This is a genomic window from Leptospira wolffii serovar Khorat str. Khorat-H2, assembly GCF_000306115.2.
Classification (GTDB): domain Bacteria; phylum Spirochaetota; class Leptospiria; order Leptospirales; family Leptospiraceae; genus Leptospira_B; species Leptospira_B wolffii.
Map to the genome: position 1 here is coordinate 301152 of NZ_AKWX02000013.1, position 14644 is coordinate 315795.

General features: G+C 45.9%; 11 protein-coding genes and 1 pseudogene. 9 read left to right on the forward strand and 3 right to left on the reverse strand.

Going from position 1 to position 14644, the window contains the following annotated elements; all coding sequences use genetic code 11:
- The first annotated feature begins 113 nt into the window (after nucleotides 1-113).
- Together LEP1GSC061_RS11905 and LEP1GSC061_RS11910 are read left to right on the forward strand one after the other, a co-directional pair.
- On the forward strand, nucleotides 114-1532 hold the full coding sequence (locus LEP1GSC061_RS11905; protein WP_016545651.1) for a polysaccharide deacetylase family protein: 1419 nt from the start codon (nucleotides 114-116) through the stop codon (nucleotides 1530-1532).
- A 136-nt stretch (nucleotides 1533-1668) separates the two neighbouring features.
- Entirely contained in the window at nucleotides 1669-3465 is a 1797-nt protein-coding gene (locus LEP1GSC061_RS11910; RefSeq protein ID WP_016545563.1) for a diguanylate cyclase, read from the forward strand.
- Between the two features lie 188 nt (nucleotides 3466-3653).
- Here LEP1GSC061_RS11910 and LEP1GSC061_RS11915 read toward each other — a convergent pair.
- A pseudogene (locus LEP1GSC061_RS11915) lies at nucleotides 3654-4807 on the reverse strand (integrase core domain-containing protein).
- An 84-nt stretch (nucleotides 4808-4891) separates the two neighbouring features.
- Here LEP1GSC061_RS11915 and LEP1GSC061_RS11920 point away from each other — a divergent pair.
- From LEP1GSC061_RS11920 to LEP1GSC061_RS11950, 7 genes are all read left to right on the forward strand, one after another.
- Nucleotides 4892-6778 carry an AMP-dependent synthetase/ligase gene (locus LEP1GSC061_RS11920; RefSeq protein WP_016545680.1) on the forward strand — a complete coding sequence of 629 codons (1887 nt, stop codon included), beginning with the start codon at nucleotides 4892-4894 and terminating at the stop codon, nucleotides 6776-6778.
- Between the two features lie 60 nt (nucleotides 6779-6838).
- A complete protein-coding gene (locus LEP1GSC061_RS11925) occupies nucleotides 6839-7231 on the forward strand; it encodes a DoxX family protein (RefSeq protein WP_016545557.1) in 393 nt (130 codons plus the stop codon).
- Between the two features lie 162 nt (nucleotides 7232-7393).
- Entirely contained in the window at nucleotides 7394-8701 is a 1308-nt protein-coding gene (locus tag LEP1GSC061_RS11930; RefSeq protein WP_084680500.1) for a porin, read from the forward strand.
- 134 nt (nucleotides 8702-8835) lie between these two features.
- A complete protein-coding gene (locus tag LEP1GSC061_RS11935; protein WP_016545699.1) occupies nucleotides 8836-9639 on the forward strand; it encodes a UDP-2,3-diacylglucosamine diphosphatase in 804 nt (267 codons plus the stop codon).
- Nucleotides 9640-9720: 81 nt separating this feature from the next.
- Nucleotides 9721-11289 carry an FMN-binding glutamate synthase family protein gene (locus LEP1GSC061_RS11940; RefSeq protein ID WP_016545597.1) on the forward strand — a complete coding sequence of 523 codons (1569 nt, stop codon included), beginning with the start codon at nucleotides 9721-9723 and terminating at the stop codon, nucleotides 11287-11289.
- A gap of 69 nt (nucleotides 11290-11358) precedes the next feature.
- Nucleotides 11359-12075, forward strand: coding sequence for a Yip1 family protein (locus tag LEP1GSC061_RS11945; RefSeq protein WP_016545595.1), 717 nt, complete (start codon nucleotides 11359-11361; stop codon nucleotides 12073-12075).
- A 20-nt stretch (nucleotides 12076-12095) separates the two neighbouring features.
- Nucleotides 12096-12527: an acyl-CoA thioesterase gene (locus LEP1GSC061_RS11950; RefSeq protein ID WP_016545611.1), complete on the forward strand. Its 432-nt coding sequence runs from the start codon at nucleotides 12096-12098 to the stop codon at nucleotides 12525-12527.
- A gap of 12 nt (nucleotides 12528-12539) precedes the next feature.
- Here LEP1GSC061_RS11950 and LEP1GSC061_RS11955 read toward each other — a convergent pair whose 3' ends face one another.
- Both LEP1GSC061_RS11955 and LEP1GSC061_RS11960 read right to left on the reverse strand, forming a co-directional pair.
- Nucleotides 12540-12992, reverse strand: a complete 453-nt coding sequence (locus tag LEP1GSC061_RS11955; RefSeq protein ID WP_016545697.1) for a DUF1801 domain-containing protein — start codon at nucleotides 12990-12992, stop codon at nucleotides 12540-12542.
- Nucleotides 12982-14544: an NAD(P)/FAD-dependent oxidoreductase gene (locus LEP1GSC061_RS11960; RefSeq protein WP_016545708.1), complete on the reverse strand. Its 1563-nt coding sequence runs from the start codon at nucleotides 14542-14544 to the stop codon at nucleotides 12982-12984. The genes LEP1GSC061_RS11955 and LEP1GSC061_RS11960 overlap by 11 nt, the downstream gene beginning before the upstream one ends.
- Nucleotides 14545-14644 lie beyond the last annotated feature (100 nt).

A 14644-nucleotide genomic window follows, 5' to 3' on the forward strand; every position in this document is an offset into this window, starting at 1 on the left:
GTCCTAGGGAGGAATCCCTCGGACAGGCGACCATCCCTATTCTCTCCCAATCCCGCGAAACACTTGCAGATCGCCGAGGTCTCAGAAATTTGGAATAATCCGTTCCAAATACGATGCAAATTAGAAACTTATCAATAATTTTTTTCCTACTCTTAGTAAATTCCTTCCTGATCGGCGCCCCCGTAGACGACTTTTTGACCCCCGAGCCGACTTCGGAAAGAAAGACCAAAAAATCCGGGGAAAATTCTACCGCTCCCGAGAAACGCGAAATCCCTAAGGAAGAGGAAACTAAACCTTCTCCCGCAATTCATTCTAAGAAGGAGAAGGAAGAATCCGTCGCCTCCCAATCTTCTTCCACTTCTTCTCATAAATCCAAAAGGGTGCAGAGAAGGAAGAAATCCAAAACCGCGTCCAAGAAGGTCTCTCCGACCGAAAAAGGAAAAGAAGAGAAGGTCGCTCTTCCCAAAAAGTATGAGAATACGGTTCCAGGAGTCTCGGATCTTCCTCCTAAAACTTCCTACGATTCTAAGAGCTCCGGAGCGGAATCTCCTGGGCACGGCAAAGGAATCCCGGTACTATGTTACCATCACTTGGTGGGAAACGGGGATCCGATGGGCGGATACAACTTGGATCCGAATCTTTTGGAGGAGCAATTTAAGTTTCTACAAGGTCTAGGCTACCAAACGGTTAGTCTGGATCAATTTTACGCGTATATCCAAGGAAAGGCGGGTAACGATTTTCCGAAACGGCCTATTCTTCTTACTTTCGACGACGGCTCCATAACCCATAGAAATGTGCTTGTTCCCCTCTTGAAAAAGTACGGCTTCCGAGCTTCCGTCTTCATTTATCCTACCGTTATCTCCAATCCTAAGTACAAATATTATCTCAGCTGGGCGGAACTGAAAGACGCCTTGGATAGCGGAGTTCTAGACATCGGATCTCATACGGTATACCATCCCAAACTGCCTGCGATGAAAAGAGCGGAAATCAGGCAACAGTTACGGGACTCCAAAGCTACTTTAGAAGCCAAGACAGGAAGAAAGATCCAAGATCTTGCCTATCCGTTCGGACTATTCGATGTGAGAGTCATTGAAGAAGCTAAGGCCGCCGGATACAGAATGGCATTCACGGTGAATCGAGGTAAGAATATTCCCGGTACGGATCCCTATACGGTTCATAGAGCCTTGATCGCTTGGGGAATCAGCCAAAAGACTTTCAATGCGATTCTAACGACCGCTCCCCCTTCCAAAATTCGCTTGGGGATCGCGGACGGATCCTGGGTCAATCCGGGAGAAACATTTAACGTAGGAGTGGAAGGATTGGAGCCTTCCTCTATCACGATGCAAATCGGCGGAAAAGATAGAATCGTATCCAGAAAATCGGATACCGAATATACGGTTCGTATACCGGACTTTCATAAGACTACAAGCTATCCCACAATGGTAATCCGGGGTAAAAGTAAGGCGGGGATCACGAGCGAGACTCAGTTTCTATTCGTGAATCGACGAGAGTTCAAAAGAGACCCGGACTGATCTTCGTTAGTCGGATAGGATTCCTATCTTATCCGATATTATACTTAAGGGAGTATGGTCGGATCTTCTGCAAATCGAAAGAGACTTTAGAAAGTTTTTTGACTGACAACCGCCCCTAGGTAAGAATATTTTCGGTATGCCGAAGCGTTCGGAGAAACGAAAATCTACGGATCCGAAATTTCCATTCCTTGGACTTTTCCCTCTATTTCTTCTTTTTTCTCTAGTCTTATTCTTTCCTCAAAATTCCTTTTCGGAAGAAAACCGAACTACATCGGAGCCCATTTTTCTGGACTCCCATTCTCCCCGGAGGATCTATTTAAAATCGACTTTATCCTATTTAAAGGACGTATCCGGATCGCTAACCTGGCAGGAGCTCTCGGGAGGAGAATCGGATCTGGAATTCAAGAAACATCCGGATAGGATTCCGGGTTTCGGATACGACTCTTCTCCTTATTGGCTTAAATTCGAAGTAGAGACGGAAGAGCCTCTCTCGGAAGAACGCTTTCTAGTTTTAGAATATCCTCATATAGATTATATCGACGTCTTCTGGAGAGACTCCAAAAACAGAGAGGGCGAATATCATACCGGAGATATGCTTCCCTTTCGGGAAAGACCGATCAAGGACAGGTATTTCGTATTCCCCCTCCCCTTGGAAGATAAGGGCAGAGTGGAGGTTATGCTCCGGGTCAAGTCCGAGGGCTCCCTTTCCCTTCCTCTGCAATTAGTCACTAAAAGTGAGTTGGAATCCTCCTCCCGTATTTCTCTTCTATTGAACGGAATGTATTTCGGCGCCTTGGGAGTAATGGTCTTTTATAATTTCTTCCTACTACTGGGCATCCGGGAAAAAGCGTATTTATATTACGTATTTCTAATCGCCGGAGTCACCTATTTTACGATCATGATTTCCGGCTACGGATTCTGGCTACTTCTTCCGAATTCTCCCCGATTCGTTAACTCCTCTTTTATCACGGTCACATGTATCATCATGATTTCTCTGGGTCTATTCGCCGAAGAATATCTGCAGACCAGAAATCTCCATCCGATCACACATAAGATCATCCGAGGATTTACAGGCATTTGGATCGTATGCTTATTTTTGCCCTTTTTCGTCCCGCTCCAATATCTGCTACCGGTTAGCGCCATTCTTCCGATCGGGGAGATACTGCTACTGATCGTCATATCGGTCATCCAGACGGTGCGCAAGGATAGAAAGGCGACCATTTTTCTAAGCGCCTGGGTCTTAAGCTTGATCGGGACCATCATATTCTCCCTAAACAAGTTGGGATTTTACGATTCCGAAGAAGTGGCTTCGGGAATGTTAAAACTGGGTTTATTGAGCAACGTTATTCTACTCTCTCTCGGACTCGTGGATCGTATCAATACTTTCCGAAAAGAAAAAGACGAGTATAAGGAAAGGGCGGACAAACTCTTAGAACTTTCCCTCTTGGATCCTCTTACCGGAGTGGCCAACCGTAGATTCTTCGACCAGGAATTGGAAAGAGAATGGAACCGTTCCCTGAGAACGGAGAGACCCTTGTCGGTCCTCATGATAGACGTGGACTTTTTCAAAGCGTATAATGATACTTACGGGCACTTAAAGGGAGATCAAGTTCTAGAACAAGTAGCTCAATCCTTGAAGGAATGTTTGAATCGTTCTTCGGATATGATCGCGCGCTTCGGCGGGGAAGAATTCGCGGTCATACTACCCGATACTCCGGTGGAAGGTGCGATCGTAGTCGCCTTAAATATGCTACAGACCGTCGAGGATATGGGCATCGAACATTCTCAAAGCACGTTCACTCGGGTCACCGTTTCCATAGGCGTATCCAGCAATACGGATCACGATATCCATTCTTACCAGGAGTTACTGGGCCTAGCGGATAAGAATCTGTATGACGCGAAGGCATTCGGCAGAAATCATATACGTCATTGATCGTTATAAAACGATCGTTCGACAACTACAGGATATCATAATTTTTGAATTTTTCCTGGACCCGCTTTCAGGTAAGGATTAAAATCGGTTCCCGCAATGGAACCCTTAAGACTCCCCTTCCTACATTCCCAAACCTTATACTGTGTACGTCCGGGAACATAGGTAACAGTTTAGACCGGAGACATGGGTTACACTTTTAATATCCTAGAGACCTTCTGTCTTTTTTCATCAAATATTCCTATTTTAACAAAGCTAAAATAAATTGTCCAAATACCATCCTCCACTGGCTCGAAGCCTATATACTCGCCCCCTAAACTTTTAGTAACAAAGAACCTTTTATTCTTCCAATAAAAATTCCCATCATCCACCTTCCGGACCTCGAAGTGACCAGGGTAAGAAATCTCCGGTATACGATTCGGAAATGATCTTGTAGATGCCTTATAAAAATGAGATGGTGTCTTTTGCCCTAAGGCTTCGTGAGGACGTTCGTTATTGTATTCTTTCCTAAACCTATCAAAAGATTTTTGCTGCTGCTTCATATTCGAACGGATTGGGATAAACAGCTTCTGCCTTTAGGGTCCTGTGCATTCTCTCATGCCTTCCGTTCTCCTGTGGCTTGCCCGGGCTGGATACGTTCGGGTAAGATTCCTAATTTGATCCACCAAGTAGAAAGTAGCGAAATTCCTAATCCTGCTGCAAAAGGGATCCCGTTGTCTGTTCGTATTGCATTAGGAAGTCCATATTCCCTAAAACATCTCTCGAATTCCTTTTTAGTTTCATATGTTCTTGTTCCGGATAAACCCTTGCAACAGAGTAAGAAGCGGCTATATCCGTCTGAAATCGTTAACGGGTAACAACGAATCCCATCCTTTAACTTAAAATCTCCTTTGAAATCTGCACACCATACTGCGTTTGCATGATCATACCCCTTGAAAGGTTCAGAGTATCTTGCCATTCCCTGCCGTTTCTTTTTAGATTTTACTAAACCTCTTTTTTGCAGAATGATTCCTATCGTGCTTGCAGCAGGCCAGTCCAACTCCGGATGAGAATTTTCCAGAAACGCAAGAAGCTTTCGAGGCCCCCAGGTTGGATGATCTTTACGAATTCCTATGATCATCCTTTCTTCGGCAAAGCCCACTTGATTCGGATTTGAATGTGGAGCTCGATTTTTATCTAATAATCCTTCAGGACCTTCTTTACGGTAACGGTCCAGCCATTTATAACCGGTCTTCCTACTTATACCAAATGTCTCACAAAGAGAACTCATCGATACATTACCATCGCAGACTGCTGCAATGAATTTTACTTTCTCGTCCATAGGTGACACCTCTTTCCACGGCAAAGGATTAGCCCTCCTTTGCATACGTTTAGTGTTACCTATGTTCCCGGTCTATTTTGTTACCCATGTCTCCGGTTTGTACCCTGGATGATGAAATCCTCTTCGGAAGCGTTTTCGAATTCTCCCGCTCAATTCTTCAAACCTGACGGCAAAACATACAAATCCCTAGCGTTCCGAGAATTGAACGATTTGGTAGTGCGTATAGGATTAGGACTCGTTTCGATCGGTGCGCAAAAAGGTCAGAATATAGGGTTAATCGCGGACTCGGGACATCGTTGGATCTGGGTTAGTTTAGGAATTACGAATATAGGGAGCGTGGACGTGCCTAGGGGAACGGATTCCACGATAGAAGATCTCGTATATATTCTAAATCATGCAAAGACAGAGGTATGTTTTGCAGGGAATTCCGAGGTAGTTCGTAAGATTTCGGCAAATGCGGACGCCTTTCCTCACTTAAAAACGGTCATCTTATTCGAACCCTCCTCCCATCCCTTTTCCAAGACTCCTTTCCGAATCCTACATTTGGACGACTTGATTTCCTTGGGGGACAGATGGATTCAAGAAAAAGGAGAATTAGAATTTCATAAAAGAGGAGAATCCGTTCGCGAAACGGATCTGGCGACGATCGTATATACTTCCGGCACCACAGGAAGGCCCAAAGGCGTTATGCTTTCCCATCGGAATATAATCTTCAACGTAAACATGTCCCTTTCTCTGGATGATATCCGAATCACACCTGCCGATAGGACCATGGCTTATTTGCCTCCTTGGCATATTGCGGAAAGATTGATAGAAACCGCATGTATCCGCGCCGGAGCCTCAGAAGCGTTTACCTCCATTTCCAGTCTGGGGCAGGATTTACAGGATATCAAGCCTACCTTTCTGCTTTCCGTACCAAGAGTTTGGGAGAGTTTCTATAATAAGGTTCAGGACAAACTCAAGGACGCTTCTCCCGTAGGCAAGTTTCTGTTTAAGACCTTTCAATCGGTCGCCTCCTCCTATTACACTTATAAGAGTAGGCTCGTAGGCCTCGAATTCACTTTACATAAACGGAATTTACTTTTGGAGATCGTTTACCGTTCCGTAGCCTTCTTCGGAGCGCTCTTATACTTCGTTCCGAACATTCTCGCCCAGGCGCTATTCTCCAAAATCCGCAAAAGTCTGGGAGGAAATCTGAAATTCGCGATCTCCGGAGCCGGGGCCTTACCCGAATACATCGATCGATTCTTCAATTCCATAGGTATCCCTATTTTGGAAGGTTACGGTATGACCGAGACCAGCGGAGCGTCTACGAGAAGAAGATTGGATCGGATCTCCGTCGGAACCCTGGGCAAATGTATCCCAGGCGTCGAGATCAAGATTTTGGACGAAAAAGGAGAGGAAATCCACGAACCCGGGATCAAAGGTATCGCCTGGCATCGAGGGGATCATATCATGCAAGGGTATTATCTGGATCCGGAAAAAACGGCAGAGACGATCAAAGACGGTTGGTTGAATTCGGGAGATCTTCTCTTATGGACCGCCCAGGGCGAATTGAAATACGCGGGAAGAGCTAAGGATACCATCGTACTCCTGGGAGGAGAAAATCTGGAGCCTGAGCCGATCGAATTCGCACTCACACAAAGCGAGTTAGTACTACAAGCGATGGTTGTTGGACACGACCAAAAGGTACTCGGCGCCCTACTCGTTCCGGATTGGGATGTTTTGGACAAACAATTGAGAGAATGGAAATCCAGACTCTTACAGGAGATCGAAGATCCTAACTCGGATCCGGACGTAAGAGAACTATTCAAGAAGGAAATCAAGGAAAGAGTCTCCGCCAAAAACGGATTCAAGAATTTCGAGAAAGTTTCCAACTTCTATCTATTGCCTAAAAAATTCGAGCCGGGAGACGAACTCACGATGACGATGAAGATCAGAAGAAACGTCGTCTCTGATAAATATAAGGACCAAATCGAAGAATTATATAGATAAATTTTTGCATTTACTGTAACGAAACCCCGGGGAGCCCGAATCCTGGGAAAGGAGCGTTCGATGGTGGCTTTGACCCAGACTACGAAAAACCGTATTTCCACAACTCTGGCCGTATTTTCGGCCTTGGTTTTCATTCAGACTTTATTCTTCAAATTCACCGGTGCCAGCGAATCGGTGAAAATATTCTCCACTTTAGGTATCGAGCCCTGGGGCCGAATCGGCACCGGCTCCGTAGAGTTCATCATCGCTACATTGCTCGTCTTTCCCGCTTCCCGATTCATCGGGGCTTTAGTCGGCTTCGGACTGATGGTTGGTGCCGTACTTTCTCACCTTCTCTTCTTAGGAATCGTAGTGGACGACGACGGAGGATTATTATTTATCCTAGCGGTTTTGGTCCTGCTGTCCTGCATCACTATCATAAATTTAGAATGGGACCGACGCCCCCCGACCTAAGTCCGATTTTATTTTAGATACCCGCCTTTTCGAGGGAACGATTCTTTAACGTTCCCTTTCTAACTTTAAAAAGTCCTCTTGTTCTTTTTTTTCGGATCGGAGTCCCCCTGAAAAATAGGACTTTTTCCTAATTTATAAAAAGAAAATACAGATATAAGGACTATGAGTTCGCATTCTATTTCGAAACCGATTCGGTCCCGATTCATTCCATCCGGTGTGACAGTCCTTCTTACCTGCACTCTTCTCCTCCCCTCCCTTTCCCCCGAATCGAAAGAAAATACTGCTGCTTCCGTTCCGACGAATAAGACCAAAAAGAAGAAAAAAATCGGAAAGGAAATCGCGACCGTCCAAGCTAAGCCACAAGACAACGTGCTCTTGGATATGGATTTCGGTAAAGGGATCTCTTTGCAAACTCCCGATTTGCAAAGCTTCCTAAATATCCGGGCGAGACTACAGGAAAGAGCCACGGAAACCATCGTGCACGAACAAGACGATACCCGGGAAGAAACGGAACTCCAAACCAGAAGAGCGAGGCTTACTCTCGCGGGAAATTTTTTAGGCAAGGATTGGCAATATTATATTCAATTTTCCTTTTCCAATTTGGATATGGAGAAGGATAGGCCCGTACCTCTTAGAGATGCCAGCATTTCTTACACGGGATTTCGTAACGCAAATCTTAAGATCGGGCAAATGAAAGTTCCCTTCAATCGACAAAGATTCATTTCCGACGGAGTCCAAGAATTCGTGGATCGTACGATGGCTAACGACGAGCTGAATTTGGATAGAGACGTAGGAATCCTAGTCTCCTCGGGAGATTTATTCGGTTTGGATCGTTTCGGATATTCCGCGGGAATCTTCGGAGGAGACGGACGAAATCGGACTTCGGAGGCGTCGGGAGTTCTTCTCAGTGGTAAACTTACCTATTTCCCGATCAGAACCTTCCAAGATAATGGGGAACCGGATCTGAAAAGAACCGATCGCCCGAACCTTTCCTTTTCCTTGATGGGCGCGTCCAATCGAAACACGAACCGGGATCATTCCACCTTCGGAAATACTTACGAATTCGCCCGATTCGATTATTCCCATGCAGGTGCGGAGTTTCTTTTTCAATGGAAAGGAGTATCCGTCTCCGGAGAATCCGTGGCGAGAAAAGCAAATTCTCCTTTCGTGGAGAAAACGATCGGAACGGAAACGCATAGGGAATATTCCAGATCCGTAAAAGGAGGGTTCCTACAGATCGGATACCTGTTTCCGAATAATTTGGGAGTCGCAATCCGCTATTCCGAATATCGTCCTTGGGGAAAAACGGATCCCAAATTGGTTTACTCGAAGGAAAGAGGCGTAGCCTTATCTTATTATATGAGAGAGCATAATCTGAAATTCCAAGCGGACTACGCCTATCTGGACGGAGGAACGGTGGAGAACCTGGGCTCTCATAGAATTCGAGCTCAAATTCAAATTTTTCTGTAATAAAAACGTAAATCCGCTCCGGGAAATTCCGTGAGGAAGCGCATTAGTATTCACGTATTCTACGGAGTTTCACATTCTATTCCGTTGACAAATGTGAATCCTATCGTCATATGGAATTAAGGCATCCATTCTAAATGAAATTCCGGAGAGGGAGAATCTACGAAGGCTTTTTCATTTCGGATATCCATTACCTCCTAAACAAAAAAATCAAGACCCATAAGCATAAGGAACTTTTCCAGCTACTGGATCATCTGGATCGGAAAAATATCCGTTTCGAGAATCTTTACCTAGTCGGTGATATCATAGAAAGTTGGTTCTTTAGCGCGGATAGACGTTTGCGCCGAGTTAAAGGAAAGAAAAGGTTCAATAAACTTTTCGACCGGTTGGACAAGCTTTCCGCGGGTACGGGTAGCGGCAAAAAATATTATATCGTCGGTAATCACGACACCACTTCCTACCTCATGAGGTTGTCCCCGAATGTGGAAAACTATCTGCGGGAAAGGAATTGGATCGTATGCGAGAAGGCGGAAAACGACGTCCTAATCGCTCTACATGGGCATCAGGGCCAATATAATAAATTCACTTGGATGGGTTCCATTCTAGTTTTAAGAATTTTGCATGTATTCGCTTCCATTTTCCCTGCTTTGTTCAAATTTTCCGAGAATTTCTACCAAAATCACTTAAACCGCCAGGATCCTAGCACGATAGAGGAGACTCTGCATTATTATCAGAGACTTTCCAAAATCACTCACCAAGGTAAGAAAGTTCTGATCTCCGGTCACACTCACGATTTTCTCTGCATTCCCAAGATCAATATCATCAACACCGGGGACTGGGTCAAAAGCAACACGTTCGTAATTCAAAACGGACGAAAATTTCTGGGCATCAAGATGACCGCTAGAAAAGAGTTCAAAAAAGAATTCGTCCTAAAAGCCTAAGATACGTTTTAGGTTTCTTTACTTCGCTTCCCGAAGAAAAACTCATTTGCAATTTCTTTCCTTTCCGTTATACTTCGGCGCATGTCAGAAGAAACGATCTTGGAATATTGGCAAATTTTCGACGCTCACGCTTGGCTCTTTTGGTCCATCCTAACCTTCGTCTTTTTGGTAGTCGTATTCATCCACGATCTCCTGCAAAGAAAACACACGATTAAACACAATTTTCCCATCGTAGGTCATATCCGTTACCTATTCGAAAAGATAGGTCCGGAGCTCAGGCAATACTGGGTCGCAAACGATAAGGAAGAAATGCCCTTCAATCGCGCTGAGCGATCCTGGGTATATGCAACTTCCAAGATGCAAAATAATAATTTCGGGTTCGGAACTACGGAATTATTATACGACGCGGGATATCCCATTATCAAACACGCCGCTTTTCCTTTTGCGGACAGTAAGGCGACTTATGTGGAAGGGGATCCTTCCATGATTCCCGCACTGAAGGTGATGGGAGAGTTCCATAATCGCAAGAAACTGTATCGTCCCGCATCCGTAGTAAATATTTCCGCTATGTCGTACGGTTCCTTGGGCGAGAGGGCCGTTTCCGCATTGAACCAAGGCGCCAAACTCGCACGTTGCTACCACAATACGGGAGAAGGAGGCTTAAGTCCCTATCATACCTTCGGAGCGGACGTTATGTGGCAATTGGGAACCGGTTATTTCGGAGCCCGGGACCATAGCGGAAAATTCTCCATGGACGTTTTCTTAAGAAAGATAGAGGAGAATCCGAACGTTCGGGCCATAGAAATCAAACTCTCCCAGGGAGCCAAACCTGGAAAAGGAGGGATCCTGCCCGGCGCCAAAGTGACCAAGGAAATCGCGGAAATCAGGGGAATCAAACCTGGAGAAGATTGTATTTCGCCTAACGCACATACCGAGTTCGACGATGTGAATAGTTTGATCGAATTCATTGAGAAAATCGCGGGTCTCTCGGGACTTCCCGTAGGAATCAAAAGCGCCGTGGGAGAAACCAAATTTTGGGAGGAACTAGCCGCGAGAATGAAGGAGACCGGTAAAGGTCCCGATTTCATCACCATCGACGGAGGAGAAGGAGGGACCGGTGCGGCTCCCCTCACCTTTACGGATCATGTGTCCCTTCCGTTCAAAGTAGGTTTCGCAAGAGTCTATAAAATCTTCCAAAGGGAAAAACTATCCAGCCGTATGCTTTGGATCGGTAGCGGTAAGCTGGGCTTTCCGGATAGAACCATCGTGGCCTTTGCAATGGGTTGCGATCTGATCCACGTCGCAAGAGAAGCCATGATGTCCATAGGATGCATTCAGGCTCAAAAATGTCATACGGGACATTGTCCCGCAGGGGTCGCTACCCAGAGCAAATGGTTACAAGCCGGTCTAGATGTGGAATTGAAAGCGAAGCGGGCGGCAAATTACATAAAAGGATTCCGAAAAGAATTACTTTCGGTAGCGCATGCCTGCGGATACGAACATCCTCTCCAATTTACCGGTAACGATATAGAAATCGGAGCCGGGCAAAATCGTTTCCGAACTCTTTCCGAAGTTTTGGAATATGAGCGGGATCCGGTAAGATTCACGACTATGTTGGATTACGCGAGTTATATCCCCGACAAAAAATAGCCCCTTCCGAGTCGGAGAGAATCGCTTGCATTCGGATGCGTGTGTAGGAATATTTGCGCGTCTCTTACAATGAATTCGATTCGAATTTTTCTCTCCGACTCCTGGAAATTCCTATTAAGGCCGAGGGAGCAGATCGCAAAAGCTTCCTACCAAGGCCATCTATCCGTAGCGACCCGAACTTTCGTCTCCGTTCTATTCGCGTATACTCTGAGTCGTTTTTCCTTCCAGAAAATCGGCTTACTCTACGTTTTTTCCGGCGGTTCCATTTCCAGGCTTCTTTTTCAGGCTGTCCTTCCGGATTCCCTTTACGGAATTTTAAATTGCATTCTACTCTCCGTACTTTATTTGGCGGTCGTTGGCGGGATCTTTTACGGAGTTTCCAGATTGTCTTCGGTGAGATCGGATTTTCGTCCGTCCTTAGAATTCGCCGCCGGTATATCTTTCCTGTTAATATTCTGGGGTTTCCTGGATTTCCTTTCTCCGAGGGGGATATTCGGAAGCGTACTTTATATCGTTTTCTTTATATACCTTTCCTACGTTTCGATCTTAGTCCTATTCTACGGAATCAAGGCGGAGAGAAGAATCAGCCTCATCGGAGGATTGGCGATAGGACTCATCGCCTACGGCATATCTCTCTACGGGGTTAGGAACGAGATGGACGGATTCATTCGACCTCCCGAACCGGAAATAGTGACCCCGGAAGAGGAAATGGAAAGAATCAAAGACGCGGAAGATACGATTCGAAAATTGGAAGAAGCTCGGCGAGCCCGGGGATACAAAGAATAATACCACATTAAGGAATCATCATGGCCAGAATACAAGTAGACGTTCCGGAACGACTTTCTTGGTCCACTAGTTTAAGAATCAGAATTTACGACACCAACTTTGCCGGGCATTTGGCTCACGACAAAGTAGTATCTTTACTACACGAAGCCAGGGCGAGATTATTTAAGGAAAAAGAATGCTCGGAACTGGATGTGGATGGACTCGGAATCATCCTGACCGACCTTGTGGTGGAATATAAAGCGGAAGCATTCTTCGGAGACGAAGTTCTCGTGGAAATCGGAGCGGGAGATTTTAGCTCAAAGGGTTGCGACCTATATTATCGTATGATCCATACCGACGGTCCGATCAAAGGAAAGATCATATGTAAGGCTAAAACAGGACTCGTGTTTATGGATTATTCCAGTAGAACCGTGAGTCCGATTCCGGAAACCTTCAAAAGTTGGTTTAAATAGTCTTCTCCGACTTTAACGGGAGGATTTCTGCGAAGCGGATTGCTTTTTTCTGGAGTGATAAGTCAAAGCGTCCGCGATGCATTCTTTCAGCGCTTTTTCCGGGATTTTGGTTTTTGTAGTAAACAGAATGCTCCTATCTCCTTCGAATCGGAATTCCTGTCTGAATTTTTTTCGAAAGGAGGAGATCAGATTGGTCTGGCAATGAAAGAATATGGCAAAACCGTTCTCCTCGGCTTTGTTTTTATCTATCCGGATCGTACTTCCACTCTTGGATTCGGGAGTGATATAACTCGGTTGGCCCCATTTGATCACCTCCTCTATCCGTCCCACGCCTTCGGTTTCGGATGCGACTTGGAAAATCAGTCCGCGCAAGTATAAAAGTCGCTCCCTTAACTCAGCAGGATAATCGGCGAATATTTCAGCTATGTCTTGGTTCTGAAATTTCACGAATTTCTTATCTTTCATTCCGAACTCCCGCACAGGCGTTCGCGCAATTCATCCCGTCCATAGCGGCAGATACGATCCCTCCGGCGTATCCGGCTCCTTCTCCGCAGGGATATAAACCTCCTATCCTTATATGTTCGAGAGTCTCGGGATTTCTAGGAATACTAACCGGAGAAGAGGTTCTGGTCTCCGGTGCGTGAACCACAGCTTCGTTCGTAAAATAGCCTTTCATACTCTTATCGAACTCCTTAAACCCCTGCGCAAGAGCGTCGTATACAAAACCCGGAAGTACATCGCGGAGATTTACGGACGCGATCCCTGGAGGATAAGATGTTTTGGGCAAATCCGAGGAAATCTTTCCTTCCGTAAAATCGACCAAACGTTGTGCGGGAGCGGTCTGGGTCTTGCCTCCCGCAACCCAAGCAGTCGTTTCGATCGACTTCTGAAATTGCATCGCCGCAAGAGGTCCGGACTTTGCAAAAGGTTGAAAATCTTCCGCTCGTAATTCCACTACGATTCCTGAGTTTGCGGTGGGCCGAGCGCGGCGAGAAGAAGACCAACCGTTCGTCACCACCTCTCCTGGCTTAGTGGCACAGGCCGCTATCACCCCTCCGGGACACATGCAGAAGGAATACACTCCTCTACCGTCCACCTGTCTCACTATGCTATAAGGAGAAGGGGGCAAATAAGGCCCCCTATCCGCACAATGATACTGAATGGAGTCTATTAAGGATTGCTTATGCTCGACTCTTACCCCCACCGCCAAAGGTTTTAAATCGATTTCGATCCCTCTTCGATGCAGCAGTTCGAAAATATCCCTCGCGGAATGTCCCGTCGCAAGAATCACTTTCTTGGATTCGATTTTCTCTCCGTTTTTGGTGATTACGCCACGGATAGAATTTCCCTCCAGGATGAAGTCTTGGACCCTAGTATCGAAGCGTACTTCCCCTCCTCTCTCCCGAATCGTTTCCCGTATTTTTCCGACTATATTCGGTAACTTATTAGTACCTATATGAGGATGCGCTTCGATGAGAATATCCGGATTCGCTCCAAAACCGACTAGGAGTTCCAACACGGTCCTTACGCTTCCTCGCTTCTTGGATCGAGTGTATAATTTTCCGTCCGAATAAGTGCCTGCTCCGCCTTCTCCGAAGCAATAATTGGAATCTTCGTTTACGACATGATGGGCGTTGATGGATTGAAGATCCTTAGGACGATTCTTGACGTCCTTGCCTCTTTCCAAGACTACGGGCTTCATGCCCAATTCTATCAGTCTAAGAGCGGCAAAAAGACCCGCGGGGCCCGCTCCTACGATGATCACTTCTTCTCCCTTGCTTACATCCGGATATTCGGGAAGAGGTATCGGGCGAAACTGAAATTCCTCTCCGATATATGCGCGAACGCTCAGTTGAAAGAATACGTTTCTTTGTCTGGCGTCGATGGACCTATGCAATATCTCCACATGACGAATATTTTCTGTCGAAGTCTTTAGGCTTTTTGCGACAAAGGACTTTAAGGGACCGTCCTCTCCGGCGATTTCCGGAGCGACTCGAATTTGGAGTTCTCGTATCATCTATATTTCCGGGTCGATCCGATTTTTAGGACTTCTCTAATAGGAGAAAAAGGAAAGGAAGGATGCCCGCAAGAATTTTCTTGAATCTTATCCATAAATC

Bases quoted from the DNA above. Each gene is read 5' to 3' on its own strand.
- LEP1GSC061_RS11925 (WP_016545557.1), top strand. From the start codon at position 6,839: ATGGTGGCTTTGACCCAGACTACGAAAAACCGTATTTCCACAACTCTG.
- LEP1GSC061_RS11920 (WP_016545680.1), top strand. From the start codon at position 4,892: ATGATGAAATCCTCTTCGGAAGCGTTTTCGAATTCTCCCGCTCAATTC.
- LEP1GSC061_RS11930 (WP_084680500.1), top strand. From the start codon at position 7,394: ATGAGTTCGCATTCTATTTCGAAACCGATTCGGTCCCGATTCATTCCA.
- LEP1GSC061_RS11945 (WP_016545595.1), top strand. From the start codon at position 11,359: ATGAATTCGATTCGAATTTTTCTCTCCGACTCCTGGAAATTCCTATTA.
- LEP1GSC061_RS11960 (WP_016545708.1), bottom strand. From the start codon at position 14,544: ATGATACGAGAACTCCAAATTCGAGTCGCTCCGGAAATCGCCGGAGAG.
- LEP1GSC061_RS11955 (WP_016545697.1), bottom strand. From the start codon at position 12,992: ATGAAAGATAAGAAATTCGTGAAATTTCAGAACCAAGACATAGCTGAA.
- LEP1GSC061_RS11950 (WP_016545611.1), top strand. From the start codon at position 12,096: ATGGCCAGAATACAAGTAGACGTTCCGGAACGACTTTCTTGGTCCACT.
- LEP1GSC061_RS11940 (WP_016545597.1), top strand. From the start codon at position 9,721: ATGTCAGAAGAAACGATCTTGGAATATTGGCAAATTTTCGACGCTCAC.
- LEP1GSC061_RS11905 (WP_016545651.1), top strand. From the start codon at position 114: ATGCAAATTAGAAACTTATCAATAATTTTTTTCCTACTCTTAGTAAAT.
- LEP1GSC061_RS11935 (WP_016545699.1), top strand. From the start codon at position 8,836: ATGAAATTCCGGAGAGGGAGAATCTACGAAGGCTTTTTCATTTCGGAT.
- LEP1GSC061_RS11910 (WP_016545563.1), top strand. From the start codon at position 1,669: ATGCCGAAGCGTTCGGAGAAACGAAAATCTACGGATCCGAAATTTCCA.